The sequence below is a fragment of the Sporanaerobacter sp. PP17-6a genome, from assembly GCF_900095615.1.
Lineage (GTDB): Bacteria > Bacillota > Clostridia > Tissierellales > Acidilutibacteraceae > Acidilutibacter > Acidilutibacter cellobiosedens.
In genome coordinates, this window is the sequence record NZ_FMIF01000037.1 from 18,750 (window position 1) to 44,324 (window position 25,575).

Sequence of the window (25,575 nt, forward strand, 5' to 3'; positions counted from 1 at the left end):
GGATAATCGAAACCTGTATAAAAATATGGAGCCATGTGTGCAAAAAAATAAAGAAATGAAAGGATAAGAGCAAAAGATATAATTGTCAGTAAATACAAATTTTTTGTATTAATATATTTTTTCATTATTTCCCTCTGTTTTATATTAAAATTAAAATTATTTGCAAAGATAAAGGTATAGATAATTTAATTAGCCGATAATGTTTTACGTATTAATTATACTACTTTTATATGAAAAAGCAGCTAAAATTTCCCTGATACTTAATATGAACCCATTAATTCAAGAAGTTTATAATTATCAATATTTTTTAGTTATAAATTTTTATATAAATGAATTAAATGGTTAAACTATTATTAGTAATTAGAAAAGGTGGGGATAAATTGCATAAGAAGAAAATACTTTTATCTATCTTTATCTTTGGTTTAACATTATCTTCGCTTCTGGTGGTTGATATATTTTTCCCTTTAGATTTTCTAAAGGGTTTTACTGTCACGGATAAAATATTTATATGGGCAATCACATCGATTTTTTTTGTATACCGAATGAATATAAATTCAAAGCGCCAATTGGTTACTTTATCCATAGCTAGTGAAAAAGATGAAAACAAGGAAAAAGATAAATCAACCATATCCTTTAAAGATGTCGCCGGACTTGAAGAGATAAAAGAAGAACTTCAAGAAACAATTGATTTTCTTAACAACCCCCATAAATATATTAAAATGGGTGCGAAAATTCCTAAGGGAATATTATTTTACGGCCCTCCGGGTACAGGGAAAACTCTCCTTGCCAAAGCAGTGGCAGGAGAGACAAATTCAACTTTTTTGTATTCAAGCGGGTCTGAATTTGTCGAGAAATATGTAGGGGTAGGCGCAAAAAGAGTAAGAACTTTATTTGAAAGAGCAAAAAAGGAAGCTCCGAGTATCATATTCATTGATGAAATCGATGCAATAGGTGCAAAAAGAAATTTAGATTCGAACAATGAAAAGGATCAGACTCTTAATCAACTTTTGGTTGAAATGGACGGTTTCAACACATCAGAAACCGTTATAATAGTCGGAGCCACTAACAGAATAGATCTTTTGGATGAGGCTCTTCTTCGCCCGGGAAGATTTGACAGACATATATATGTAGGGAATCCAAATATAAACGCAAGGGAAAAAATATTAGAGGTTCATACAAAGAACAAACCTTTAGATTCTGCTGTGAATATCAAATCCATAGCACAAAAAACTACCGGATTGTCAGGAGCCGAACTTGCGAATATTGCTAATGAAGCAGCAATAATTGCAGTCAGAAACAATAAAAATAAGATATTCATTAATGACTTTAATCAGGCAATAGAAAGAGTAGTGGCAGGATTAGAAGTAAAAAATCCATCTATACTTTTCAAAGAAAAAAAAACCGTCTCAGTTCATGAATCTGGTCACGCTCTGGTAGGTAAAATCTTAAAATCAGATATGATTCAAAAAATATCAATAGTCCCGAGAGGTCAGGCTTTGGGATATGTACTTAAATTTCCCGATGAAGAAAGATATCTTCTTACAAAAAAGGAACTTACCAATAAGATAATTGTACTTCTCGGGGGAAGGGCTGCAGAACAATTAGTTTTCAATGAAATAACAACGGGAGCAAAGGACGATTTAAACAAGGCAACGGAAATCGCCAGAGAAATGGTGTGCAGCTACGGAATGAGCTCTTTCGGAAACATTACGATAGAAGACTACTACATTAAATACAATTATGAAGTAATAAGAAAAGAGATCAAAAAAATACTTGATAAATGTTTTGAAAGCGCTTTAAGGATATTAGACGAAAACAAGATGATACTTACGGTTGTCGCTGATGAGTTAATGAAAAAGGAAACCCTCACAAGTGAAGAATTAGATGAAATATTAAAGCAATATGAACTTTCCTCAAATACGGCAACTTAATTAAGACAAAAAAATTCCGATAGTTGTTTATAAACAACTATCGGAATTTTTTTGTCTTAATGCTATTTCTTATTTTTTACTTCTTCAATTACCTTTCCAATGAAATCTTCAATTCCCATTCTTCCTAAATCTCCTTCTTCTCTTGCTCTTACGGAAACATCATTGTTCTCTACTTCCTTTTCCCCTAAGACCAACATATAAGGAACTTTTTGAAGTTGAGCCTCTCTGATTTTATATCCTATTTTTTCTGCTCTGTCATCTATATCAACCCTTATGTTCTTATCAATCATTTCCTTTTTCAACTCATAAGCATAATCATTAAATTTATCCGATATGGGAAGTAGGATAACCTGAACCGGAGACAGCCATAAAGGAAATTTTCCTGCATAATGTTCTATTAATATGCCTATAAATCTTTCAATACTCCCAAATATAGTTCTGTGAATCATTACAGGCCTTTTCTTTTCATTATCTTTATCTATATAAGTTAAATCAAATCTTTCAGGCATTTGAAAATCCAACTGAATAGTTCCGCACTGCCAAGTTCTTCCTATTGCATCCTGAAGATGAAAATCTATTTTGGGCCCGTAAAAAGCTCCGTCTCCCTCATTAATTATATAATTTATTTTCTTTTCCTTCAGAGCTTCTATCAAATTGTTAGTTGCCAATTCCCACTGTTCTTCGGTTCCCATGGAATTTTCCGGTCTCGTTGAAAGTTCTACATGGTATTTAAATCCAAATATGTTATACATATAGCTGGCAAAATCAATTACTCCTATTAATTCTTCTTTTACCTGACTTGGAAGCATGAATAAATGAGCATCATCCTGAGTAAAGCTTCTGACCCTCATGAGTCCATGAAGAGTTCCCGATAATTCATGTCTATGAACCAAGCCTAACTCAGCCCATCTTAGGGGAAGGTCTCTGTAGCTGAACATATTTGACTTATATATAAGCATTGCTCCGGGACAATTCATAGGTTTTATAGCATAATCTTCATTATCTATTTTAGTAAAATACATATTTTCTTTATAATGATCCCAATGTCCCGACCTATGCCATAATTCCTCATTTAGTATAATCGGAGTTTTTACTTCTCCGTATCCTCTTTTTATATGTTCTTCTCTCCAAAATTCTTCAAGAATATTTCTTAATACCATTCCCTTGGGATGAAAGAAAGGAAATCCCGGCCCTTCTTCATGCATACTGAACAATCCCAATTCCTTTCCAAGTTTTCTGTGATCTCTCTTTTTAGCTTCTTCCAACAGCACCAAGTATTCGTCCAAATTCTTTTTCTTCTCGAAACTTATTCCATATATTCTTTGAAGCATTTTATTGTTTTCATTTCCCCGCCAGTAAGCACCGGCTATACTTAAAAGTTTGATTGCCTTTACCCTTTTGACATTTAATAAATGAGGCCCCGCACAGAGATCCGTAAATTCGCCCTGTTTATAAAAAGATATTACGGCATCTTCAGGCAGATCTTCGATTAATTCAACCTTATAAGGTTCTTCTTTTTCTTTAAAATATTGAAGTGCTTCCTCTCTCGGAAGTACGAATCTTTTTAATTCATAACCTTCTTTAACTATACGGGCCATTTCCTCCTCTATCTTTTTCAAATCCTCAGGAGTAAACCTGTACTCTGTATCTAAATCATAATAAAATCCATCGTCTATTGCAGGCCCTATAGCCAATTTCGTATCAGGGAATAATCTTTTAACCGCTTGAGCCATAATATGAGAAGTGGTATGCCAAAATATCTTCTTTCCCTCCTTATCGTCAAACTTTAAAATCTTTATTTTGCCGCCTTCTTCAGCAGAATCGCCAAGTCCCAAAATTTTATCATTTAATTTTGCTCCTACTGCTGTTCTTGCAAGTCCTTCGCTTATATCCTTTGCTATATCATAAATCTTAATTCCCTTTTCATATTCTCTGACGGAATTGTCCGGAAATATAATTTTAATTTTACTCATCTTTTATTCCTCCTTATTTGAAATATAAAAGCCTCCCGTCCTCAAGATATAAATACCTTAAGGGACGAGAGGCTACTCACGTGGTTCCACCCTAATTAATTCTCATTTTTTCATAACGCTGTAATCAGCGGACATCTTTCACCTAAAGGTTAAGATACAACTCCAAGCTGGTATTCGGCTAATTCTTAATTAGGATTGCTTTCAGCCACAACAATCCCTCTCTGAAATAAAAACTAACCTACTCTTCTCTTCGTAGTTTTTTAATGTTATATTAATATCTAATTATATCAATATATTTTGATATTGTCAATAAATTTTAAAAATTTATTGACTGACCCTTTCTAAAATTGAATTGTAATTACTAAATCAATATTATCATTCTTAAGCATGTGGCTAATTTTGTTAAAAGGTGGGTTGGAATCAAAATTCCAGTACATATTTCTCCGCTTGCTTTGTAAACATTTCACAATATTTGCCTCCTCGCTTCATCAATTCATCGTGCGTTCCTGACTCAATGATTTCCCCGTTATCCATCATATAAATCATATCCGCCATCCGAACTGTGGATAATCTATGAGAAATAAAGATTACAGTTTTATTGTCAGCAAGTGACATTATTTTCTGATTAATATCGTATTCAGCTAACGGATCAAGAGCGCTTGACGGTTCATCTAAAATCAGAATGTCTTTATCCTCTACAAAAGCCCTTGCAATAGCAATTTTTTGCTCTTCACCACCAGACAAAGGCACGCCGTCACTGTCAAATTCACGTGATAAGTTTGTGTTTATTCCTTTTTCCAATCCCGCAATCTTTTCATATATTCCGCTGTATTTTAAAGATGAAACAACTTTTTCTTCAACTGACTTGTCCATATAATCGTCTAAGAGTACATTTTCTGCAACGGTTAAAGCATAACATTTATAGTTTTGGAAAAGCACGCCGAATTTATTTCTAAGTGAATCCACATTAGTTTCTCTATAGTCAATATTATCAATCTTAATATTACCCTTGTCGGGATCGTAAAAACGAAGCAGTAATTTTACTAAAGTCGATTTCCCAACACCATTATATCCAACAATGGCTGTCTTAGACCCTTGACGAACTTCCATATTAATATTTTTTAATACAGGCTTGTCTTTCCCCGGATAAGTAAACGAAATCCCGTTTATTTTTATATTATTTTGTAATCTATCAATTTCAATGCCTCCATTGTCAGATGCAATTACTGGGCTGTAATCAAGGATTTTTCGAAGATTTTCAATATACATGCTATTTTGAAACAATCGAGGAAACTGACCAAACAAAGCAAATAATCTTTCTAATAATTGTTGAGCACCATTGAGCAAAGCTGCAAAATCGCCAATGCTCAAATTCCCTTTAGTAATTTGCCAAGAGGCAAATGCCATTACAGAAGACATAAGACCGAACCCAACAATACTAAAGGCACTATCAAAAAAAACAAATCTTCCGCAATATTTTTCTACAACAGTTAGAACTCTGTCCATTGAAGAAATAAATTTTTTATTCATTAGCCGTCCCAGTTTGCCTAATCGTAACTCTTGGGCATACTGGGGTTCATAAAACATTTTCTTATAATATGCCCCTTCTCTTTGAGGACGAGTAATCTCCATATCTCGTTTGAAGACAATCTTATTTCTTTTTGCGTTCAAAAATATATTTATCCCAAGTACCGCTACGCAAATCAAAATAACAATGGGATTTAACGCAATAATAAGCGACACTATCATTAATAACGCAACAATACTTGAAAGGATTTCTACTAAGGAATCAAGAACTTCAATAGCTCTGCTTTCAGCTTCTTGCATTGCCCTAACATATTTATCATAATACTCGGCATCGTCATAACATGCAAGGTCTAATGTTAAGGACTTTTTCAGTAATTCGTCTTGAATACCCTTTGATATTTTTGGTTGCGCCTTTGCGCTGCTGCTATTAACCCATGAATTAAAAATAGCAGAAACCGCCCCCACTAAAAAGGCAGTAAGAATAATGGTGAGAAGATATTTCAAATCCCGTTTTTCGGAAATACCATCAATCGCCAATTTCATGGTAATTATAAAAATAAATGGTTGAACAGGAGCAGTAAGCGTTGACAGCAACCTCAATATTGCATTGGATTTACAATATTTCCACATAAACCTCAACATGTAGAGGTTGTTTTGAATTGCTTTTTTCATATCAGAAAATCTCCCGCCTTTCTATGTTCTTTTATAATTTCGGTATACTGGAGGGGATGACCATGAAAATATGACAATTAAGAATCCAAGATTATATAAATTTGAATTCGATATATTATTATAAAATTCAAATTTTGTTTCAAAAATATTTAGAACAAAGACTAATTGTACACTATATACATAAAAAGATATCATCCTTTCTTTAATTTATTTGTTTTGACAACATATATTTAATAGGATGATATCTTCTTTTCAACTATATATGGAAACATATTCTATTTTCTTACTATAAAAACAAATTTCACATACTATCTAATGAAAATCCTTCTCCTTTCATTTCTTTAATTTCTTTAATTTCTTTAATATCTTTAAAGCTTCGCTTAATTCCATAGTTTCCTGATTTCCGGAGTTGATGTTTTTTATGGTTACTGCCTTATCCTCTACCTCTTGGGAACCAATGATTATTACATAAGGTATATTTAATTTGTCGGCATAATTAAATTTTTTACCGATTTTTCCTTCTTCAGTATATACCTGAGTATAAATATTTTCCTTTCTTAAGATTGTGGCAACTTCTATGCCCTCTTTAAGGCAATCATCCATTGGAATGATCAAAACTTTGGTTAAAAAGTTTTTCTTATTTTCAATTATTTTTTCTTCCATAAGCTGAGAAAATAATCTGCTGAGTCCAATGGATATTCCAACCCCAGGAAGACTTCGTTTTATATAGTGAGCCGCAAGATTATCGTATCTTCCGCCGGAACATATGGACCCAAGTTTGGGATAATCATTTAAAAAAGTTTCATAGACCGTTCCCGTATAATAGTCCAACCCTCTTGCAATACTTAAATCCAAAACATAATTTTTTTCGGGAACTCCAAAATCCTTTATGTATTTTGCTACAAAGTTTAATTCCTCAAATCCTAACTTGAAAATATCATTATCAATATTTAAAGATTTTAAATTATCGAGAATTTCCTCATTTGAACCCTTAATACTCATAAACTTCTTTATCTTCTCTATGATGTTTTCATTTAATCCTAATTCCGATAATTCCTCTCCGACTCCTGACATCCCGATTTTGTCCAATTTATCAATAATTCTTAATACCGCCTTGCTGTCTTCGATTTTTAACCATTGAAAAAATCCGCTCAATACCCTTCTGTTATTAATCTTTATAGTAAAATCGTCAAATCCCAACTCTTTAAATGTGGAATAAATAACACTTGGGATTTCTGCATCATTGATTATACTTAAATTTTCATTTCCTATTATATCTATATCGCATTGGTAAAATTCTCTGAATCTTCCCTTTTGGTTTCTTTCTCCTCTGTATACTTTTCCTATCTGGTATCTTCTAAAGGGAAAACTGATTTCAGAAAAATGCTGGGCAACATATCTCGCTAAGGGAACGGTCAAATCAAATCTCAAAGAAAGATCATTATCTCCTCTTTGAAATCTGTATATCTGTTTTTCAGTTTCTCCTCCGCCTTTTGCCAAAAGGACTTCCGATTTTTCAATTATAGGGGTATCTATTGGAAGGAATCCGAATTTTTCATAATTATTTCTTATCCTGTCCATCATGTCATTAAATAAAATCTGATCTCCGGGTAAAAGCTCCATAAATCCCGGAAGAATAGAAGGTTTAATTATTTGTACATCCATAATATTTCCTCCCTCAATAAAAATTAATACACTATTATTTTATAATAACATACTTTAATTTTAATAAAAAGTAATAAATATATATTTAAATATTTATTTTCCTTTTTTTAGTGAAAAATTGATACTGCATAGGTTACAGCCGGTACAGAATAAAATCCTTTCGGAAAAAACATTTTTAATGATTTCAACTATCTCCCTGTTCTTTGCTTTCTCATCTACATGAAGAATTAATTTTTTAGGTGCGATAACTATTAATGAGCTTATCAGAATATCATCTTTACTTATATTTTCATTATTCAATTCGCCTATAATATCACTGAAAAAATTGTTATCAACAACCTTGTTATCCTTATCGAATAGTTTATAGTCATCCTTTGTAATCAATACATTTATTATTTCCATTTTAGGTTCTTGAATATCAACAAAATATTGTAATATCTTAATAAATTCTCTATATTCTTTTTCTTGCGTAAAACTGTCCTTACTTTTTTCTATTAATCCCTGGAGAAAATTACTCATCCATCTTAATTTAAATATCAGAAAACCGTCAATGGCAATTTCCGTATTGGATTTGACATAATTAAGGACTTCATTAAAAATCATGTTTTTTTCACTATTAAAATTTTCATTTTCTGTTAATACCTTATAACCTATTTCTCCGATTTCAATCTTTTCACTTCTGCTGAAATCACTGCAATTTTTAAATATCTCTTTAAAAAACATATCTTTAATACAAACTTCTAATATTAAATTCAGTATTACATGAGATAATTCCTCATATATACTCATTTTTTTTCTGGCTGAAATTTTTTCATCTGTTAAAAATTTGAAAAAACATCTGTTTCCTTTTTCTTCTTCTACAATATTAATTTTTTCTTTATATTTATAACTATATATGGATTCCCTGACTTTATCCATATTTTTATCATAACTTATGGTTAATAATTCCATATTATCACTCCTTCACGGTAATAATATTATGTGTTTTAAAACTTCCTATATTCTATATTTAAGATAACTATATTTGCATCATAAGCTAATTATTGTACCTATATCAACCAAATTCTTTTCTGTTAAAAAATAAACATTTTTATTATATTTATTTAAAAATTTCATTATTTTTTCTCCATCAGGATGGCGAAATACATTACCATAAAAAATAATTTCATTCTTAGATATATTTCCGCAACATCCTCCGATAAAACCATAATTAAATCCCAAAAGTTCAATGGCTCCTTGCCGAATTAAAAGAGAATCAATGCCTAATTCTGACATTTTTTTATATATAGGATAATCTGAAGTAATTATAGCTTTTTCATCAATTATTGCTGTAGAACATTTAGAATATCCTTGGTTTATATTAATAAATTCCAACTTTTCCTTTTTTAAATAAAATAGAAGCTTTTTATCAATATATTTAAAATTATGTAAAGCATATTTGGAAATTCTTAATACATTGTATGCTATGTCATTAGGATATTTTATATTCAACCACTTTTCTCCTTTAATTAATTTAATACCCATTCCATATAAAACCTTCTCATAATATTCAAAAACATTTGGAGCAATCACTAAAGTTTCAGGATTAACCGGATGAATAACCATATCAGGATGAAAAGCAACAGAAGGATGAATTTCTTTACAACATATTGTTGGAATAACTTTTAAACCCATTTCTTCCAATTTCTTAAATGAATCCTTGTCTATTCTTCCGTCTATAATAACCAATTTAGCTTTTTTTAAAGGTATAAAAGGATTATTCATTAATTTTTCTCCGTTGTTTTCATTTGTTTTATATAGAAAAGATTTCTATCTATTATACAACATTTTTAAACAAATGTGAAAAAATAAAAAATAACTTAAACTGTTAATCTTATAAGTAACAGCATAAGCTATTTTTTAAAGTGAATTACGCTTAACCTTTTAATATATTAAACAGTTCTTCCGGTTTATCAATAATAAAATCCGCTCCCATTTTTTCCAATACTTTTCTGTCTCTAAATCCCCATGTAACCCCTATACAAATTAAGCCGGCATTTTGAGCTGTTTTTACATCTACTTCCGAATCTCCTACGTATACTGCTTTCTTCGGAGTTGAATTCAACTCCTTCAATGCTTCAAAAACGCCGTCAGGGGCGGGTTTCTTTTTTATATTTCCCGACTCACCAATTGCAACATCAATGCAACCGCCAAAATATTTAGTATTAAGTTCCTTAGCAGCTTTATCAAATTTATTAGACACTATCGCAAGTTTATAGTTTTTCTTGCGCAGTTCCTTTAAAAGTTCTATTATTCCATCATAAGGTGCAGTCTTATTTTGCATATTATCTCTATAATAATCTTTATACTCACTGAGGCAATTCTCAAAATTGGGATTGTTGCGTCCATCTGGTATAGAACGCTCAATAAGATTCGCAACTCCGTTTCCAACAAAGCTTTTTATTTCTTCCAATGTCCTATTGGGATATCCATATTTAGTCAATATAAAATTTACACTGTCGGAAAGGTCTTCAATGGTATTCAAAGTTGTTCCATCCATATCAAATATTACCGTATCAAAACTTTCTATTTTTATCATCCTCTCTTTGTCCATTTTACATTGTTATACCTACCCTAATATTTGCATGATCTCTTTACTTTTTATACTTTCAACTACATCGTCAACAATTTTCTCTGAAGACGATTTAATATACATCTTTCCCATGTTTTCTTTCATGGTATTCATTAGGTCAGTATTATTAATAAGTTCAAGGGTACTCTTCACAATCTGATACCAATTGTTTGCAATTATGGCTGCACCTTTTCTCTCAAAATACAATGCGTTTTCCTTTTCCTGCCCGGGAACAGGCTTAACGATAATCAAAGGAATCTGTACGGCCAGTGCTTCACTCAAAGTTATGCCTCCTGACTTTGTAATCATACAGTAAGATATTTTATAAAGTTCGTCAATATTTTCAACAAAACCAAAAACTTTCAGGTTTCTTAACCCCAAAGACTCAAGTCTCATTCTCTGCATTTTGTTGTTCCCACATATTACTGCCACTTGAATCATTCTATTCTTACATAACTCCGCACATACTTTCTTGATATCCTTAAGAACTCCAAAGGCTCCTGAATTTATTAAAACTATTTTTCCCCCTTTTTGAAATTGTATTTTCTGTAGACCTTTAAAATATTGTTTGTCTCTTCAAATTCTTTTCTTATTGGAATGCCGGATACAATGACTTTTTCCATCGAAATGTTCATTTTTTTCAGATCTTCTCTGAGCTCATTTGTAGCTATATAAAACTTGTCTATTCCTTCACTGATCCATAGTTTGTGAACATAAAAATCCGTAACAATATTAAAAACAGGGATGTTCTCATTTGCTTCATTTTTAATTTTAAGAGGTGTCAGCATTGGGAAAGTATTTATTATTACGTTAGGTTTGAATTTTATAGCTATTTCGCTTAATCTTTTATATCCAAAATTCCTGTACGGTTCAATTATACTTTTATCCGCAAATTTTTCCGAGCCGTAATATAATCTGGAATATGCCTTTCCAAAATCGTAACTTCTTATGTATGCTCTTTTTATGGCCTCTGTTATTGCAGGATGTGCTTCTGTAAATAAATCAACTATAAAGACATTATTATAACCCTTATTTACGAAAGCATTTTTTAAAGCTATAGCTACCATTTTATGACCATTTCCGAAAGGTGCAGTTGTTATTAGAATATTCAAAGCCATAATGCCTCCCAAATATTACTATTTTAAATAACTTATTTAATTGTAAAACTCACCAAACATTATAATATATATATTTAATTAGTGAAAGAGTATTTATGAAAATATTAAGATAAAAAAATGAAAAAAAGGCTTCTGTCAATATTAAAGAGGCCTTTTTTGAAATCCGGTTAAAGTTAAGTTAACATTAAGGTAAATTATAACTTTCCTATTCATCATAATTAATTTTTATTCAAAAATATCCTAACTAACTACCTATTAAATTAAAACCTTTATAATTTTATTCCATTCTATAAACTCTTGCAGATCTTAAAATAATTCCTGCAATAAGAAGTGAAACAATTAAGCTAATACAAGCAATCATAAATTGCATACCTGATACATCATAAAAACCGGAAAAACAAAATGAAGCCGAAATAGGATAGATTGATTTAAACATTTGGGACTGAGATGTAAAGACTCCGGCAAACGAATAAATCATTGCAAATATAACAGAAAGCCAGTAACCTTTTCGAAAAATAGTAACTATGGCAATAAGTGGAGTAATTGCAGAAAACAAAGCGATCCCCTGAAGGAAATATTGCTTTAAATATCTTATCATCTCTAAAATCGTTAATTTATTGGTATATAATACAACTTCCATAAAAAGTTCCAAAACAAATAATAGTAATGTTAAAAAAATACAGAAAGTAAATGAAACAATCAGTTTTGATACTATCAGTTCTTTACCCCTTACAGGGATAATTGCAAGCTCCTTCATAGTTCCGCCCTGATATTCCCTGCTGATACTGTAACTGCCTATTAAAGCAAAAAGTGGTGGCAGAATATAAAAACTGCCCAGAGAAAGAGCCGCCGTTATCAGCCAACCGGATTTATCGGCATATTTTTCTCCATAAAAAATATGCTGGCCTTGCAAAAGAACAGTCGCAGAAATAATCAATACTCCGAATATGGATATATACAAAATTCTGGAACGCTTGAATTTAAGAAATTCCGTTTGAATCAATGATTTCATAGTTAACCTCCCAATATATTTAAATCATAGTTGTAACATTGATATTCCACTATCCCTTATACAAATATTAATAGTCCTGTTTTTTTAGTAAAATGACAGAAAGTACAAAAGATACAACAGAAAAAGCAGTAAAATTAATATAACAATTTCTAAGATTAATGGCTTCCTTTGTTTCTACTGTAGGTATATCATGAATAATCATAGCTGTTACAATAGAAAGAGGATGGTATTCCATTGTAAAACCAATTAAAATAAAACCCAAAAAAACATATACAATGGTTGCACAAATGGGAAAAATATAATTATTCTTTGACGCAATTTCCAAGACGATTATTGGCAGTATTGCAAGAGGAGTCAATATTCCTATCTGCATTGATTTTTTAAAAAGAAAGCCTAAAGTGATATTGTTAATGTCTTTAAAACCAATCAAAACTCCTCCTCCTATAGTTGAAACAGCAGTTAAAAACATATATAAAACAGAAAACAAAATTAAAATTAACAATTTAGAAAACAAATATTTTGATTTGGACACCGGAGCTATCCAAATTTGTTTGAGGGTATCGTTTTGTCTATCATCAAATAAAATCATCGTACTCACTATTCCCAATATGAACGGCAAAATAATCCATTCGGTATACGAAAGTGCTCCCCATATGGAAAAACCGCTGAAATTACGGATAGGGCCACCACCTAAATAATAAAGTGCCGAAATAAGCGGCATAGTGAAAGCAGAGATCAATATCAAAATTATAAATTTTTTTCGTTTCAGTTTCATGAATTCTACCTGAATTAATTTAAACAATACCTTCACCACCTGTAATATTCTTAAAATAATCCTCTAATGTATCGCTGCAAAATTGTGAACTAAGGACTTCAATATTATTTGTTATAAGCAACTTGTTTATCTCGCCCATGTTTCGGTCTATTTCATAAATCCTTAACATCGTGTCATTTTCCACTTCATAGTCATGAATCCCCATTTTTTGCTCTAACACTCTAATTGCATTTGAAGTTGATGATACTTTTAAAAGAATATATTTTCTATTCTTTTTCTGTAAATCTTTATAACTGCTTTCTTCTAATAAAATACCGTGGTCTATAATACCTATGGTGTCTGCGAGTTGTTCAATTTCAGTCAAAATATGACTTGAAATTAAAATGGTAATACCGTTTTTTTTACATAAATCTCTAATAAATTCCCGCATTTCAACAATACCTATGGGATCAAGCCCGTTAGTCGGCTCGTCCAGAATCAAAAGTTCGGGTTCATGCATAACAGCATTGGCAATGCCGAGACGTTGTTTCATACCGAGAGAATATTCAGAAAAAAGTTTTTTGTCATTATAGGAGAGCCCCACTAAATCCAATGCATGCTTGATGCAATCTTTTCTTGTCATTCCTCTTAATTTGGCAAAAATTCTAAGATTCTCAGTTCCGGTAAGATTCGGATAAAATCCCGGGGTCTCAATAATAGCTCCTATTCGCGGATAAATCTGCTGTTCATTACCTTTTAGTTTCTGCCCAAACACATTGATTTCTCCGGATGTAATGGAAACAAGGCCTAAGATCATTTTCATTATAGTAGTTTTCCCAGCCCCGTTTCTTCCAAGTAATCCGTAAATTTCTCCCTGTTCAATATGAAGATCAACATTGTTTACTACAATTTGTTTTCCATATTTCTTATTAAGTTTTTTTGTCTCTATTATTAAATTTTTCACTTTAATAACCTCCATGCTTAGTTGATAATTCTATTATAAAAAATAAATCTTGCTAGAACTTTGCAAAAATCTTGTTTTTCTCTTGTTTTTTAATTAATTTAAAAAAGCTTTGTAATTTCTCACAAAGCTTTTCTTATCGGTATAGTAATGGTAAAGGTCGTTCCCTCATTTAAAATACTTTCCACTTCAATCCTTCCATGATGAATCTCAACAAGTTCTTTTACAATGGCAAGTCCTAACCCATTTCCTCCAGCAGAACGCGATTCATCACATTTATAGAGCCGATCAAACACATGAGGCAAATCCTTCCGAGCTATTCCCTTTCCGTTATCGGAAATCATGATAACAGCCTCATCGTCTTTTTGTAAGACTTCAATATTTACCTTACTGCACCTGCTATGTAATACCGCATTTTGAATAATATTATTAATAATTCGCATATATGCATTAACATCTGCTGAAACAATAAATTCCTTATCTTGAATGTCTATATAAAATTTAATTCCCCTTTCGTCAAATATGGGTACCCAATCTGTTAATGCACTCCTCGTTAGTTCATTAATATCAACATCTTCAAAGTGAAATGCCATTTCTTTAGCATCAAGTTTAAACCATTCAAATAACAGTTCCACAAAATCCTTTAGATTATATGCTTTATCTCGAGCAATTTCCAGATAATCATCTTTTTCCTTTCCATGGACTACTTTATTATGAATAGCATCCAAATACCCGACTAAAGAAGTAAGGGGAGTTCTGACATCATGAGAAAAACCTGTAAGCATTCGTTTATAAGTTTCCTCTCCTTCTTCAAGTTCGATAATTTTTGATCTATAATCATCCAATATTTCATTTATTTTATATCCGATATCTGATGCGGAATTATTATCACTTATAAGAACTTTTCTATTTCGATTTCCCTTTTTTATATCATTTAAAACTATTATCATCTTAGATAAGCTCTTTTTTATGTTTACTATATAATTTGCCATGATAAAAACAGATATTCCAAGAACAAAGACCAATATAGTCAAAATACTTGTTATATTCATTGTCATACCTCTTGATTAAAACGATAGCCTACTCCCCACACGGTTTGGATATAAATAGGCATATCTGCATTCCTTTCAACCTTTTTTCTGAGCTTACTTATATAAGCCATAATATTGCTGTCATCAAAAGAGTAATCATTACTCCAGACTTGATTATAAATCTGTTTTTTCGTAAAAACCTGTCCTTTGTGGGAAGCTAAAAAATACAATAGGTCAAATTCTTTTCCTGTTAACCCAACTATATTTTTATCTACCATTACCGTTCTGCTTTTAGGGTTAATTGTAAGCCCTTTAAAGTATAAACATTTTTCTTCAGGATAACTGCGATTATTTAAGATAGTATAACGGCGAATAAGGGACTGTACTCTTGCCATAAATTCATTGATACTGAAAGGCTTAGTCAGATAGTCATCAGCACCTAACCTAAGACCTGATACTTTATCCACTTCGCTATCCTTTGCAGTCAGCATCAATACAGGAACAGAACTTCTTTTACGAATTTCGGTCAATACATCAAATCCATTCATTTCAGGCAGCATGATATCTAAAACAATAATATGGTAATTATTCACTTCAAGCTTTAACCCTTCTGGTCCGGTATAGGCAATTTGAACAGACAAACCTTCATTTTCCATACACTTTTTTAATAATCGGCATAACTCTTTATCATCATCAATAATTAAAATTTTTTTGTTCATTATCTCCACCCATCTCTTAAGTTTCGTACAAACCATTATCTGTCTCTTTTACAAATATTATATTTTTAAAAAATAAAATATTCAAGCATGGGTAATAAAACGATAGAGTCAAGTTACTGTAGGGAAAAAATATATAGATATCATCCTTTCTTAATTTATTGGTGTTTCAACTTATATTTTAATAGGATGATATCTTCTTTTCAACTATATATGGAAATATATTCTATTTCCCTGCTGTAATTTTACACTAACGTAATAGGCTTCTTGTGGCAAAAAGCGGTATTTATCACTTCATTATTCATATATCTTCTCAATTATAAAGTAAATTTAAAAAAATCAGATATTGAAGATAGAGCAAGGATGTGGTTTTATTAACATATGCTCTTAATATACAAAGACATTGATCTTTTCTATTTCTTTGCAAAATTTACCATCAAAAGTGAATCTCACAATCCAAGGCATTAATTTTATAATATTATTAAACTCATTATAACCGAAAGATGAGTCGTAATAATTTATAATTGTACTTAAGGCAGTTCCATGAGTACCAATTACAATATTCTTGCCTTCATAATCAGTCAATATACGCTTTAAAGCATTTATATTTCTGCTCTGTACTTCTTGTAATGATTCGCCTTCATTCAATTTATAATGAAAATCATTCCACTGTTTTTTAGAAAAATCCGTAAAGTTATCTACCCATCTGCCTACGTGTCTTTCCTTAAACTCATCTATAAATTGAATTTTCAAGTGATTCTTTCCTGCGAAGTCCTTCACAGTATCAATTGCCCTTTTATACGGACTTGAAAATACAGCATCTATTCTTTTAGAGTTCAAAAATTTAGTGACTAAAATCCGATCTCTCATTCCCTTTTCTGTTAAGGGACGGCTATAATCATCATAGACGGAATTATCAGATTCCGCATGCCTGATAAAATATATTTCTGTCATAAAATAACCTCCGTGTCTATCTTAATGGTTCAATCTTAAAAAATCCTTCACCGTTTAATAAAAGTTGCCAGTTAGCTTTCAATTCCTCCTGATGTATCAATGTCTAAGCAATGGTTAATTAATAGTATGATAACCATCCATACACTGAAACCCCATGTGTTTACATAAGAAATACCCAGTATTTTTGTTCAATCTTCAAAACATCACCATTGTTTATGATGCTTTTAATAGATGCAGGAGAGATTATTCTTATAATCTCACGATATATTTGAGTTTACAGTTTTCCCTTTAGTTCATTTACGGACTTTATCCAAAGAAGCTTATTTTCATAATCCATGAGCCTATCTTCGTGAACATTACGATTTTTCTCAAAATCATTTGTCCATATAAACATATGTTTTAGCATGTCATAGGTCGGTTTATAGTTGCTTTTTTCGTATCCGACTTTTTGTTTGATAAATCTAGAAATTATTCTGTATTTTCTAATATATAAAGGTGTATCTAAAAAGATAATCTTATCTGCTAAATCATACAAGACTTTTTGACTTTCTCTGTAAGTTCCCTCTACAATCCATGCGCCATTTTCATTTATCTTATCAATGATTTCTTTTTGTTCTTCATTAGAACGTTTATATCTCTTTTCATTTGGAAATCCCCAGGCAATACAATCTCCCTCATAATAGGGGATGCTTAATTCTTTCGATAATTTTCTTGCTAAAGTTGTTTTTCCACTTGCAACAATACCAAATATAAGTATTTTCATAGTAATCTCTATCCTTACTATTTTTATTCAAACAAATTTCTGTTCGCACGATACAATCACCTTTGAATCCATAGTATCATATTGTTTTTTACCAAAAAGACATAGCTTCCTCTTAGTGGGAAGCTATGTCTTTTTAGAGCGGAAGACGAGATTCGAACTCGCGACCCTCGCCTTGGCAAGGCGATGCTCTACCACTGAGCCACTCCCGCATTATATGGTGCCCAAAGGCGGAATCGAACCACCGACACGAGGATTTTCAGTCCTCTGCTCTACCTACTGAGCTATCTGGGCAACAGTTATATCATATAATATATATGAAATTCATTTTGGTGTCAAGAGTTAATTAGGGTTTCCAAATCCTCTTTTGAAAAATTATATTTTGAGTTACAAAAATAACATACTACTTCCGCCCCGTTATCTTCTTCAATCATACTCTCTATTTCTTTCTCATCCAAACTTAGCAATGCGCTTTCTATTTTTTCTCTACTACAATCACATTTATATTCAACCTTGATACTTTCAAGTATCTCCAATTCAAAGCCTTTAAAAACCGTTTCAGCTATTTCCTCAGGAGTAAGGCCTCTGTTCACAAGGGAAGATACGGGCTCTGATCTCTTTATATTTTCTTCCAATCTACTGATGTCATCTTCATCCGCATCGGGAAGAGGCTGCACTATATATCCTCCGGAAGCCTTTACCGTCATATCCCTATCTATCATTACTCCCAGATTAACTGCAGAAGGCTGTTGTTCAGAATAGAAAAAATAATTGGCAACATCCTCGGCTATTTCTCCTGACACTAAATTAGATTGTCCTATATAAGGATCTTTAAGTCCCAAATCTTTAACAACGGTTATTCTCCCGTTTTTCCCTACTGCCCCTCCCACATTAAGTTTTCCGTTGGCTTTAAGAGGCAAATCAATATCCGGATTTTTTACGTATCCTTTTACATCTCCCTTTGGATTAGCTACAGATACTATATTTCCAATAGGTCCGTCTCCTCTTATTTGAAGAGAAATGCTTTCTCCTTCTCCCTTCATCATTACCCCCATAATGCTGCATGCAGTCAAAGTTCTTCCTAAAGCGGCAGAAACGACAGGAGTGGTATTATGAATTTCTCTTGCCTTTTCAACCGTATCTGTAGTTACTGCAACAAAAAATCGAATAAGACCTTTTTTATCAATTCCTCTTATCATATAATCCATTTTATTTTTCTCCTTATACACATAATTAAAGCCCCTTATTTACATGAGGGGCTAAAAATTGGCTACGGTTAAAAACTATATATAAATTTTAGTTTTTTTTCTTATAGTTTTGTAACATTTGTAGCTTGAGGGCCTTTTTCTCCTTGAACTATTTCAAATTCAACTTTTTGACCTTCTTCTAATGTCTTGAAACCATCTTGTGTTATTGCTGAATAATGAACAAATACATCTTCTCCATCTTCAGTGGATATGAAACCGTATCCCTTTGTTGCATTAAACCATTTAACTGTACCTTTAACCATTTAAAACATTCCTCCAATATAAACTATTAATAGATGAATCTGCTATGTACGTCATCTACTTTTATTAGTCTATCATAATTATGCATCCTTGTCAAATAATATTCCCTCAAGTCGATTAAAATATTCCTGTTTAGAACTGCTATAAAACTATATCTTCCCAGCAACGAAATTAATTCTCTCGCTCTTCTCATCAGGAAAAGAAAACGTAGGATGCTCATAGCATTTAACTTTCTCAAAACCGGCCTTATTCAAAAGGTTTGATATTTCTGAAACAGAATAGGCTCTTTCAAAATGTTCTTCATCAAATCTAATATATTTATCCTTTTCTTTCGCAAAAAAAGTCAAATCAAATTGAGCTATATTTGACTTTTCATCGAAATAATTCTGCCATATATAATATATATCCTTTCTGTCTTCCACAAAAATATTATTTCCGACAATCTCTTTTAACTTATAGAAAGAATTAATATCAAATATAAAAACTCCTCCACTTTTTAAATGAGAATTTACGGATATAAAAATTCTCTGCAGATCATTTTCATCCAAAATATAATTTATTCCATCACATACACAGATAACTATATCAAATTTTTTATTAATATTAAAATCAATCATATTTTGATTTAAAATTTTTAGATTGGAATATTTATGCAACTTATTATATACAATGGAAAGCATGTCCTCTGAGGAATCAAAAGAAATAACCTTATACCCCTTCTTCACAAAATATTTGGTCATATTCCCTGTTCCACAGGCCATCTCCAATACATCTTCCCCATTGACATTTTCCTTTTTTAAAATTTCTTCAATATATAGATACCATTTTTCATATTCCACATCATCCATTAATTCATCATAATACTGTGCAAACTTATTATACATTTAGCCCATTACTCCTTGTCCAAACCCTTTAATATCTCATCCAAAACTTCTCCTGCTTTCCCTTGAATACAAAGATCGGCTCTTCTATCAAAAGGCGTAGAACCTATATTTATTATAATCAATTTTTTAACCAATTGAGGAAGATAATTTACAGGAGAAACTACAAGACTTGAACCAACCACAATGAGCAAATCCGAAGTACCTACCTCTTCCTGAGCAATGCTAAAATCCTCAGGAAGCATATCTCCAAAAAATACTACGTCAGGTCTTAGTATTCCTCCGCATGCATCACATCTGGGAGGAATTTCTCCTTTATTTACCTTGTTATTAATTACATCTAATTTCACTTTATTTTTACAGTTTAAACAGCTTCCCTCTCTTGTATTTCCGTGAACTTCCAATACATATTTTGAACCTGCCTTCTGGTGGAGATTATCAATGTTTTGGGTTACTATTCCTTTTATATATCCTTTTCTCTCCATTTCTGCCAACGCTAAGTGAGCTTTATTAGGTTCTGCACCGGTCATTCCTAATAACATTTTAAATCCTTCTTTATAAAACTTCCTTGGATTATTATATAACACGGTAGTAGACAAAGCTTCCATTGGGTCTACTTTTTCCCAAAGTCCCGTTTGAGGGCTTCTGAAATCTGGAATTCCACTTTCAGTAGATACCCCTGCTCCTGTCAAAACAAAAGTCTTTCTTGATTCTTTTATTAATTTAATGGCTTTTTCAATATAGTATTTTTCTACCATACAAAATGCCCCCTTTAATACTATTTTAATCAAAAAATCATTTTGATTCAAGGTCAGATTTGTTTTTCTTCTGTTTTTTCATAGCTGTAATAATTCCGCCTATTTTCCCCGATTCCTTTGCCGTAAGTCCTGCCCAGCCGACTCTGTTTATCTTTTCAATAAGTCCCAACTCCTTGGCTATTTCATACTTTAGCTTTTCTTCATCTATTACATGGTTTTCCTTATTTTCATCTTTCTTTTTATTCATTATCACCCCTCCTACTTTTAGTATGGCAGGGAAAAAGAAAAATATCCTAAAAAAACACAATCTTATAATTAAATATTACAAAAAATATTAAAACTACAATAAGTGGTAACCACTCAATAACTCTTACTCTGCTGTTAGTAAACAATTCTCCTAAATACAAATCCTCATTTTCCTCAGGTAATGCTCTTATAAATCTTAAAGCTATCAATCCCATTAAAAGAGCCGCTATTCCTAAAGTAACTCCTGGAATTACCAAATTATAACCCTTTAAAGCACTTAAAGATTCTTCTCCAATGTTTTTAGTGCCATCAGAAAAAAAGTACCCGATTAATAATGCAATAGTATTATTAGTAGTATGGGCAATAATTGAAGAATAAATAGAATTCGTTTTATTTACAATAATACCGAAAATTATTCCCAAAAATACCGGTCCTAAAAAATTTTGAATATTAAAATGAAACAATCCAAATAACAATGCTGAAATTAATATTGCCTTTGCCTTCCCAAATCTTTCATAAGATGACATCATAACTCCTCGAAACATTACTTCTTCACATATTCCCGGAGAAAGCGCAATAATAAAAAAGCTAATGATCAACTGTCTGATATTATCTGGAAGTGGCACAGCAGCTGTATTTATTTCTCCAAATCTACTCAAAATAGCAACTACTATGTAATTTAAAAAAGTTCCTACAGGATAAGAAAAAATAACTATTAACGGTATAAATAATATCTGTTTAAGAGATAATTTATTAAGCCTTAATACCTTTTTAAAATTAGATTTTTTAATCAATAAAAATAAGACCGTAGGAAGTAGTATTAATAAAAACTCAGTAATTACAAGTCCCGAATAGATTTCTCTTTTTTGTACATATGAACCTGCAAAGATAAGGAGAAAAGCTACTAAAAGATAAAAAACATTTACTTGGTATATTCTTGGTTTGCTATTAGCATTCATATTCTTACCTCCATAAAATTCTTTCTTTTAAATTGTATCTTTTTTTTTCACTTTTATCAATTCCTATTTACTTATATCACATAAATCAATATAATATATTATAATATAATAGTATAAATAACCAAAATATAGAGGTGAGTTTATGAAAAATTATAATATAGGAATAGTCGGTGCAACAGGCATGGTAGGAAGAACATTTTTGAAGATATTGGAAGAAAAAAAATTTCCCATTGACCACTTATATTTATTTGCTTCAAGTAAGTCAAAGGGAGAAAAAATATTATTTAGATCAAAAGAATATGTTGTAGAAGAATTAAATGAAGATTCTTTTAACAAACCTATAGATATAGCACTATTTTCTGCGGGAGGAGAAATAAGCAAAAAATTTGCACCTATAGCAAAAAGTAAAAAGATAGTAGTAATTGATAATAGCAGCACTTGGAGACTATATGATGATGTTCCTTTAGTAGTCCCCGAAGTAAATCCTGAGGATGTATTGAAACATGATTATATTATATCAAATCCAAATTGTTCAACAATTCAATCTGTGGTTCCGTTAAAACCTTTAGATGATGCTTATCATATAAAAAGAATTATATTTTCAACTTATCAAGCAGTTTCGGGTTCAGGAGTAGGTGGGGTAAAGGATTTAGAGAATGGATTAAAAAATATTCCGCCTAAAAAATATCCTTATCCCATTGCTTTTAATTGTCTTCCTCATATTGATGAATTTACTGATACAGGTTATACAAAGGAAGAACTGAAGATGATTTATGAAACGAGAAAAATACTTCATAGAAATGATTTAAATATTACCGCTACTACTGTAAGAGTACCTGTAATGTACAGCCATTCGGTTTCTGCCAATGTAGAATTTGATAAGGACTTTGAATTAGAAGAATTAGTCAATGTTTTAAGAAAGGCAAAAGGAATCATATTAATGGATAATCCTAAAGAAAATATATATCCTATGCCTATAATTGCAGAAGGTACCGATGAGGTTTATGTTGGAAGAATAAGAAGGGATTTCAGTGTAAAATCAGGGGTTAACTTATGGATTGTAGCAGATAATATAAGAAAAGGAGCTGCCACAAATACGGTTCAGATTGCAGAGCTTTTAATTAAAAATCAATTTTAGGGGGGAAATTTATGTTTAAAGGTTCAGGAGTAGCAATTATTACACCATTTAAAGATGGAAAAATAAACTATGACAAATTTGAAGAGTTACTTGAATGGCATGTTAAAGAAAAAACAGATGCCATAATTGTATGCGGTACTACAGGAGAATCTGCAACTCTTTCAGATGAAGAAAAAAAAGAACTCATAAAATTTACTGTTGAAAAAATAAATAAAAGAATTCCCGTTATCGCAGGAACCGGTTCCAACAATACGGCTCACTGTATCGAATTAAGTAAATATGCTCAAAAAGTTGGAGCCGACGGATTACTTATCGTAACCCCTTACTATAATAAAACTACTCAAAAAGGGCTGAAAGAACACTATTTAGCTATTGCACAGGAAGTAAATATTCCAATAATAATATACAATGTCCCCAGCAGAACAGGCCTTAATATTTTGCCGAAGACTTTAGCCGAGCTTTCAGAGCATCCAAATATAAGAGGAGTAAAAGAAGCCAGCGGAAATATCGCTCAAGTAGCTGAAATAGCAAGGCTGTGCAAAAATAATTTTTGTATCTATTCGGGAAATGATGATATGGTTGTACCTCTTCTATCCTTAGGAGGATTAGGCGTGATCTCCGTTGTTGCAAATATCCTTCCGAGAGATACTCATGATATGGTGTCCTCTTATCTTAACGGCAATCTCAAAAAAGCTAAAGACCTTCAATTAAATATGAAACCTTTAATTGACGCTTTATTCATTGAGACAAATCCAATTCCTATAAAGGAAGCTATGAATTTACTGGGAATGGATGTAGGTCCTTTAAGACTTCCTCTCACTTCTATGGTAGAATCGAACAAAAAAATTCTTATGGCTGAAATGAAATCCTATGGATTAAAGATATAGGAGGTAAATAAAATGATTAAAACCCTTATAAATGGGTATTCAGGCAAAATGGGTACTGTGCTTTCTAATGAAATAACTAAGGATAATGAAATGGAACTTGTCGGTGGAATAAGCAAACACTGCAGAGAATGTTTTTCAGATTTTAAATTATATGATGATATTTTTAAATTTAAAGATGCTGTAGATATGGTTATAGATTTTTCTCACCCTTCAAGTTTAGATTCTCTTTTAAAATTCGGCTTGATAAATAACGTTCCGTTAGTTATTGGAACCACAGGATTGTCTGATGAAAATTTTAAAAATATAAAGGAAGCCGCAAAAAAGATTCCCATATTTTATTCTGCAAATATGTCTTTGGGAATAAATTTGCTCTTGTCTCTTGCAAAAAAAGCTGCTTCTTTTTTAGGTGACAGTTTTGATATAGAGATAGTGGAAATGCACCATAACAAAAAAATTGATTCTCCAAGCGGCACAGCTTATATGATCGCTAACGAAATAAATAAATCATTTAATGAGCCTAAGAAATATGTTTTTAACAGACATGAAAGAGCAGAGAAACGACAAAAAAATGAAATTGGAATTCATTCCATCCGAGGGGGAACAATAGTAGGAGAACATTCAGTTTTATTCCTTGGAGAGGATGAAGAAGTGGAAATAAAGCATCGAGCATTATCTAAAATAGTTTTTGCTCAAGGGGCTATTAAAGCTGCCAAATTCATATATAAAAAAAGCGCAGGATTTTATACTATGGATGATATGCTTAAAAACTTTACAGGAAGGGAGAATTAATTAATGACTAATGATAAAGATTTCTTGGATGATCCCTATAAGATAGCCCAATATTTGAAAAACTCACAAAAAACTACTCCGATAAAGGCGTATGTCAGAGGTAATATAGATAATATGGATTTATCCAAATTTAAACATTTTGGAAATAACGATCTCACAATATTAATCGGAGAATGGGCAGACTTTAAAGATCTCCTTGAAAAGAACGGTAGTAATATTTACGAATATTACATTGAAAATAATCAAAGGAATTCAGCAATTCCACTATTGGATATAAAAGATATCAATGCAAGAATTGAACCGGGAGCTATAATCAGAGACATGGTTCATATAGGAAACAAGGCCGTAATAATGATGGGAGCCGTAATAAATATAGGAGCTGTAATTGGCGATTATACTATGATAGACATGAACACGGTGATAGGCTCCAGAGCTCAGATCGGTAAAAATGTTCATGTGGGTGCCGGAGCTGTAATTGCAGGATTGTTGGAACCTCCCAATAAGACTCCTGTTATAATCGAAGATGAAGTTTTAATTGGAGCAAATGCTGTTGTCTTGGAAGGCGTCAGAGTAGGAAAAGGTTCTGTTGTTGCGGCAGGTTCTGTTGTTACAATGGATGTCCCTCCAAACAGTGTTGTTGCGGGGATACCTGCTAAATTTATAAAGGAAAAAGACAATAAAACAAAAAATAAAACTGCTATAGTAAAGGAAATAAGAGAATAAA

Annotated in this window: 26 protein-coding genes, 2 tRNA genes and 1 other annotated feature; of the genes, 5 read left to right on the forward strand and 23 right to left on the reverse strand. The window is 31.7% G+C overall.

Annotated features, from left to right (window positions below):
- Positions 1 to 380 precede the first annotated feature (380 nt).
- Complete coding sequence (gene ftsH / locus PP176A_RS13640; protein ID WP_200796165.1) at positions 381 to 1,931, forward strand: ATP-dependent zinc metalloprotease FtsH; 1,551 nt, start codon at positions 381 to 383, stop codon at positions 1,929 to 1,931.
- A gap of 62 nt (positions 1,932 to 1,993) precedes the next feature.
- On the opposite strand, the gene thrS is transcribed toward ftsH, so the two are convergent.
- The 23 genes from thrS to PP176A_RS13750 form a co-directional block, all read right to left on the reverse strand.
- Positions 1,994 to 3,904 (reverse strand): threonine--tRNA ligase, encoded by a 1,911-nt coding sequence (thrS, locus tag PP176A_RS13645; protein WP_083381971.1) that lies wholly within the window; start codon positions 3,902 to 3,904, stop codon positions 1,994 to 1,996.
- Between the two features lie 57 nt (positions 3,905 to 3,961).
- Positions 3,962 to 4,167: a binding site (T-box leader), on the reverse strand.
- A gap of 157 nt (positions 4,168 to 4,324) precedes the next feature.
- A complete protein-coding gene (locus PP176A_RS13650) occupies positions 4,325 to 6,103 on the reverse strand; it encodes an ABC transporter ATP-binding protein (RefSeq protein ID WP_071141025.1) in 1,779 nt (592 codons plus the stop codon).
- 333 nt (positions 6,104 to 6,436) lie between these two features.
- Positions 6,437 to 7,768, reverse strand: a complete 1,332-nt coding sequence (gene hisS, locus PP176A_RS13655; RefSeq protein WP_071141026.1) for a histidine--tRNA ligase — start codon at positions 7,766 to 7,768, stop codon at positions 6,437 to 6,439.
- A gap of 93 nt (positions 7,769 to 7,861) precedes the next feature.
- Positions 7,862 to 8,719, reverse strand: coding sequence for a putative sporulation protein YtxC (gene ytxC / locus PP176A_RS13660; RefSeq protein WP_071141027.1), 858 nt, complete (start codon positions 8,717 to 8,719; stop codon positions 7,862 to 7,864).
- Between the two features lie 78 nt (positions 8,720 to 8,797).
- Positions 8,798 to 9,532: a DUF6873 family GME fold protein gene (locus PP176A_RS13665; RefSeq protein ID WP_071141028.1), complete on the reverse strand. Its 735-nt coding sequence runs from the start codon at positions 9,530 to 9,532 to the stop codon at positions 8,798 to 8,800.
- 151 nt (positions 9,533 to 9,683) lie between these two features.
- Positions 9,684 to 10,346 carry an HAD family hydrolase gene (locus PP176A_RS13670; protein WP_200796166.1) on the reverse strand — a complete coding sequence of 221 codons (663 nt, stop codon included), beginning with the start codon at positions 10,344 to 10,346 and terminating at the stop codon, positions 9,684 to 9,686.
- A gap of 30 nt (positions 10,347 to 10,376) precedes the next feature.
- On the reverse strand, positions 10,377 to 10,922 hold the full coding sequence (locus PP176A_RS15935; protein WP_083381972.1) for a glycosyltransferase: 546 nt from the start codon (positions 10,920 to 10,922) through the stop codon (positions 10,377 to 10,379).
- The gene (locus PP176A_RS15940; protein ID WP_083381973.1) at positions 10,895 to 11,497 is read right to left on the reverse strand and encodes an MGDG synthase family glycosyltransferase; all 603 of its coding nucleotides are present in this window, start codon (positions 11,495 to 11,497) and stop codon (positions 10,895 to 10,897) included. Before PP176A_RS15940 ends, PP176A_RS15935 begins: the two co-directional genes overlap by 28 nt.
- A 277-nt stretch (positions 11,498 to 11,774) precedes the next feature.
- Positions 11,775 to 12,509: an ABC transporter permease gene (locus PP176A_RS13680; protein ID WP_071141030.1), complete on the reverse strand. Its 735-nt coding sequence runs from the start codon at positions 12,507 to 12,509 to the stop codon at positions 11,775 to 11,777.
- Positions 12,510 to 12,576: 67 nt separating this feature from the next.
- Positions 12,577 to 13,311 (reverse strand): ABC transporter permease, encoded by a 735-nt coding sequence (locus PP176A_RS13685; RefSeq protein ID WP_071141031.1) that lies wholly within the window; start codon positions 13,309 to 13,311, stop codon positions 12,577 to 12,579.
- Complete coding sequence (locus PP176A_RS13690) at positions 13,304 to 14,227, reverse strand: ABC transporter ATP-binding protein (protein WP_083381974.1); 924 nt, start codon at positions 14,225 to 14,227, stop codon at positions 13,304 to 13,306. The genes PP176A_RS13685 and PP176A_RS13690 overlap by 8 nt, the downstream gene beginning before the upstream one ends.
- A gap of 119 nt (positions 14,228 to 14,346) precedes the next feature.
- A complete protein-coding gene (locus PP176A_RS13695; RefSeq protein WP_071141033.1) occupies positions 14,347 to 15,276 on the reverse strand; it encodes a sensor histidine kinase in 930 nt (309 codons plus the stop codon).
- Positions 15,277 to 15,278: 2 nt separating this feature from the next.
- Complete coding sequence (locus PP176A_RS13700) at positions 15,279 to 16,010, reverse strand: response regulator transcription factor (RefSeq protein WP_441296107.1); 732 nt, start codon at positions 16,008 to 16,010, stop codon at positions 15,279 to 15,281.
- A 348-nt stretch (positions 16,011 to 16,358) separates the two neighbouring features.
- The gene (locus PP176A_RS13705; RefSeq protein WP_071141035.1) at positions 16,359 to 16,925 is read right to left on the reverse strand and encodes a histidine phosphatase family protein; all 567 of its coding nucleotides are present in this window, start codon (positions 16,923 to 16,925) and stop codon (positions 16,359 to 16,361) included.
- Between the two features lie 274 nt (positions 16,926 to 17,199).
- On the reverse strand, positions 17,200 to 17,688 hold the full coding sequence (locus PP176A_RS13710) for an AAA family ATPase (RefSeq protein ID WP_071141036.1): 489 nt from the start codon (positions 17,686 to 17,688) through the stop codon (positions 17,200 to 17,202).
- A gap of 137 nt (positions 17,689 to 17,825) precedes the next feature.
- Positions 17,826 to 17,897, reverse strand: a tRNA-Gly gene (locus PP176A_RS13715).
- Between the two features lie 6 nt (positions 17,898 to 17,903).
- Positions 17,904 to 17,979: transfer RNA gene (locus tag PP176A_RS13720), tRNA-Phe, on the reverse strand.
- Between the two features lie 41 nt (positions 17,980 to 18,020).
- Complete coding sequence (hslO, locus tag PP176A_RS13725; protein WP_071141037.1) at positions 18,021 to 18,893, reverse strand: Hsp33 family molecular chaperone HslO; 873 nt, start codon at positions 18,891 to 18,893, stop codon at positions 18,021 to 18,023.
- Positions 18,894 to 18,994: 101 nt separating this feature from the next.
- Positions 18,995 to 19,195 carry a cold-shock protein gene (locus PP176A_RS13730; protein WP_071141038.1) on the reverse strand — a complete coding sequence of 67 codons (201 nt, stop codon included), beginning with the start codon at positions 19,193 to 19,195 and terminating at the stop codon, positions 18,995 to 18,997.
- A gap of 147 nt (positions 19,196 to 19,342) precedes the next feature.
- On the reverse strand, positions 19,343 to 20,077 hold the full coding sequence (locus PP176A_RS13735) for a class I SAM-dependent DNA methyltransferase (RefSeq protein ID WP_071141039.1): 735 nt from the start codon (positions 20,075 to 20,077) through the stop codon (positions 19,343 to 19,345).
- Between the two features lie 8 nt (positions 20,078 to 20,085).
- Positions 20,086 to 20,832, reverse strand: a complete 747-nt coding sequence (locus PP176A_RS13740) for an SIR2 family NAD-dependent protein deacylase (RefSeq protein ID WP_071141040.1) — start codon at positions 20,830 to 20,832, stop codon at positions 20,086 to 20,088.
- A gap of 37 nt (positions 20,833 to 20,869) precedes the next feature.
- Positions 20,870 to 21,079, reverse strand: a complete 210-nt coding sequence (locus PP176A_RS13745) for a small, acid-soluble spore protein, alpha/beta type (RefSeq protein ID WP_071141041.1) — start codon at positions 21,077 to 21,079, stop codon at positions 20,870 to 20,872.
- A 46-nt stretch (positions 21,080 to 21,125) separates the two neighbouring features.
- Positions 21,126 to 22,037, reverse strand: coding sequence for a type II CAAX endopeptidase family protein (locus tag PP176A_RS13750; RefSeq protein WP_071141042.1), 912 nt, complete (start codon positions 22,035 to 22,037; stop codon positions 21,126 to 21,128).
- Positions 22,038 to 22,179: 142 nt separating this feature from the next.
- On the opposite strand from PP176A_RS13750, the gene asd reads away from it, so the two are divergent.
- From asd to dapD, 4 genes are read left to right on the forward strand one after another with little or no spacing between them, the layout of a single operon-like run.
- Complete coding sequence (gene asd, locus PP176A_RS13755) at positions 22,180 to 23,175, forward strand: aspartate-semialdehyde dehydrogenase (protein ID WP_071141043.1); 996 nt, start codon at positions 22,180 to 22,182, stop codon at positions 23,173 to 23,175.
- Between the two features lie 11 nt (positions 23,176 to 23,186).
- Positions 23,187 to 24,062: a 4-hydroxy-tetrahydrodipicolinate synthase gene (gene dapA, locus PP176A_RS13760; RefSeq protein ID WP_071141044.1), complete on the forward strand. Its 876-nt coding sequence runs from the start codon at positions 23,187 to 23,189 to the stop codon at positions 24,060 to 24,062.
- Positions 24,063 to 24,074: 12 nt separating this feature from the next.
- Positions 24,075 to 24,851, forward strand: a complete 777-nt coding sequence (dapB, locus tag PP176A_RS13765; protein ID WP_071141045.1) for a 4-hydroxy-tetrahydrodipicolinate reductase — start codon at positions 24,075 to 24,077, stop codon at positions 24,849 to 24,851.
- Positions 24,852 to 24,854: 3 nt separating this feature from the next.
- The gene (dapD, locus tag PP176A_RS13770) at positions 24,855 to 25,574 is read left to right on the forward strand and encodes a 2,3,4,5-tetrahydropyridine-2,6-dicarboxylate N-acetyltransferase (protein ID WP_071141046.1); all 720 of its coding nucleotides are present in this window, start codon (positions 24,855 to 24,857) and stop codon (positions 25,572 to 25,574) included.
- The last annotated feature ends 1 nt before the right edge of the window (position 25,575 follow it).